Source organism: Mesorhizobium sp. M1A.F.Ca.IN.020.06.1.1, assembly GCF_004023265.1.
GTDB lineage: Bacteria > Pseudomonadota > Alphaproteobacteria > Rhizobiales > Rhizobiaceae > Mesorhizobium.
Map to the genome: position 1 here is coordinate 1 of NZ_RZSR01000849.1, position 2,638 is coordinate 2,638.

The following is a 2,638-nucleotide window of genomic DNA, read 5'->3' on the forward strand; positions in this document are numbered from 1 at the left end:
CAGCGCAGTCAGAATGGCCGGGAGATGATCTTCGAACTGGACGTCGACGACGGCGCCGATGACCTGGCGCACCTTGCCGGCGGCGCCGACCCGCTTCGCCGCAACGCTGGCCGCCTTCGCCGGAGCCGCTGCCTTGGCCGGAGCGGCCGCCTTCTTGGCCGGAGCGGCATTCGCGGCTGCTGCCGGAGCCTTTGCCGCCTTGGGGGCCGGTGCCGCCTTGGCGGCGGTCTTCGGGGTAGCTGCTTTCGCCATCGTCTTTGCCCTTTTCGTCTGTCTGTTGCTCACGCCTTCTGCCGCGAGGTCGATGGCCTCGGCGGCGGGGCGCGCCTAGAGCGCCTCGGCGCCCGAAATGATTTCGATGAGTTCCTTGGTGATCTGCGCCTGCCGCTGGCGATTGTAGGTGATCGACAGCCTGTTGATCATGTCGCCGGCGTTGCGCGTCGCATTGTCCATCGCGCTCATCTTGGCGCCCATCTCGCCAGCCGCGTTTTCCAGCAGCGCGCGGAAGATCTGCACCGCGATGTTGCGCGGGATGAGGTCGGAGAGGATCTCGCCCGGCTCCGGCTCGTATTCGTAGACGGCCGTGGCGCCGTTGCTCGTCTCGGCAGCGGCGGAAGCCGGGGCCGCCGGGATGATCTGCTGCGCCGTCGGAATCTGGCTGATCACCGACTTGAACTGCGAATAGAACAGCGTGCAGACGTCGAAGCCGCCCTGGTTGAACAGGTTGATCACCTTGCGCGCAATCGCATCGGCATTGACGAAGCCGAGCGTCTTGACCTCGCGCAAGTCGACGCGCTCGAGGATCAGCGAGCCGCACTCGCGGCGCAGGATGTCAAAACCCTTCTTGCCGACGCAGATGATCTTGATCTGCTTGCCGTCGGCGAGAAGCTTACGAATATGCTCGCGGGCCAGGCGCGCGATCTGGGAGTTGAAGCCGCCGCACAGGCCGCGCTCGGCGGTGCAGACGATGAGCAGATGCACGTCGTCCCTGCCGGTGCCGGTCATCAGCGCCGGGGCATCGCCGCCGCCGCCGATCGCCTGGGTGATGTTGGCCAGCACCGCCCCCATCCGCTCGGAATAGGGACGCGCAGCTTCGGCCGCTTCCTGCGCGCGACGCAGCTTCGCCGCGGCGACCATCTGCATCGCCTTGGTGATCTTCTGCGTCGCCTTGACCGAGGCGATACGGTTACGAAGGTCTTTTAATGAAGGCATGCTTCAAACCTGATCCCGTGCGTCCGGCTGCTCGTTAAGCGAAGGTCTTGGCGAAGGCGTCGATCTCGGCCTTGAGCTTGCCGCGCAGGTCGTCCGACAGCGCCTTCTCTTTGCGGATGCCGTCGAGCACGTCCTTGCCGGCCGAGCGCATGTGACTGAGCAGGCCATGCTCGAACTTGCCGACCTGATTCAGCGCCAGCTTGTCGAGATAGCCATTGACGCCGGCGAAGATCACCGCGACCTGCTCTTCGGTCTTGAGCGGCGAGAACTGCGGCTGCTTCAGGAGCTCCGTCAGGCGCGAACCGCGATTGAGCAGACGCTGCGTGGCGGCGTCGAGGTCGGAGCCGAACTGCGCGAAGGCCGCCATTTCACGGTACTGCGCGAGTTCGCCCTTGATCGAGCCGGCGACCTGCTTCATCGCCTTGACCTGCGCCGAGGAGCCGACGCGCGACACCGACAGACCGACGTTCACCGCCGGGCGGATGCCTTGGAAGAACAGGTTGGTCTCGAGGAAGATCTGACCGTCGGTGATCGAGATCACGTTGGTCGGGATGTAGGCCGACACGTCGTTGGCCTGCGTCTCGATGATCGGCAGCGCGGTCAGCGAGCCGTTGCCATTATCGTCGTTGAGCTTCGCGGCGCGCTCCAGCAGGCGCGAATGCAGGTAGAACACGTCGCCCGGATAGGCTTCGCGGCCCGGCGGGCGGCGCAGCAGCAGCGACATCTGGCGGTAGGCGACGGCCTGCTTCGACAGATCGTCATAGCTGATGAGGGCATGCATGCCGTTGTCGCGGAAATATTCGCCCATGGTGCAGCCGGCGAACGGCGCCAGGAACTGCATCGGCGCCGGATCCGACGCGGTCGCGGCGATGATGATGGAGTAGTCGAGCGCGCCGCGCTCCTCCAGCACCTTGACGAACTGCGCGACGGTCGAGCGCTTCTGGCCGACGGCGACGTAGACGCAGTAGAGCTTCTCCTTCTCCGGGCCGTTGTCGTGCACCGACTTCTGGTTCAGCATCGTGTCGAGGATGATGGCGGTCTTGCCGGTCTGACGGTCGCCGATGACCAGTTCGCGCTGGCCGCGGCCGACCGGGATCAGCGCGTCGATGGCCTTGAGGCCGGTCGACATCGGCTCATGCACCGACTTGCGCGGAATGATGCCGGGCGCCTTGACGTCGACGCGGCGGCGTTCGGTCGCCTGGATCGGGCCCTTGCCGTCGATCGGATTGCCGAGCGCGTCGACCACGCGGCCGAGCAGGCCGGGACCGACCGGAACGTCGACGATGGCGCCGGTGCGCTTGACGGTGTCGCCTTCCTTGATGTCGCGGTCGTTGCCGAAGATGACGACGCCGACATTGTCGGCTTCGAGGTTCAGCGCCATGCCGCGGATGCCGCCCGGGAATTCGACCATCTCGCCGGCCTGGAC

General features: G+C 65.9%; 2 protein-coding genes and 1 pseudogene. All 3 read right to left on the bottom strand.

The features are described from left to right. Window positions 1-252: pseudogene (locus EOA60_RS27950) on the bottom strand (F0F1 ATP synthase subunit beta); the annotation flags it as partial. A gap of 75 nt (window positions 253-327) precedes the next feature. Continuing rightward, window positions 328-1,212 carry a F0F1 ATP synthase subunit gamma gene (locus tag EOA60_RS27955; protein ID WP_095824154.1) on the bottom strand — a complete coding sequence of 295 codons (885 nt, stop codon included), beginning with the start codon at window positions 1,210-1,212 and terminating at the stop codon, window positions 328-330. Between the two features lie 34 nt (window positions 1,213-1,246). After that, window positions 1,247-2,638: F0F1 ATP synthase subunit alpha (gene atpA / locus EOA60_RS27960; protein ID WP_128312240.1), on the bottom strand; the 1,392-nt coding region annotated here is incomplete at its 5' end.

Excerpts from the sequence above, each read along its gene's own strand:
- EOA60_RS27955 (WP_095824154.1), bottom strand. The coding sequence starts at position 1,212 with ATGCCTTCATTAAAAGACCTTCGTAACCGTATCGCCTCGGTCAAGGCG.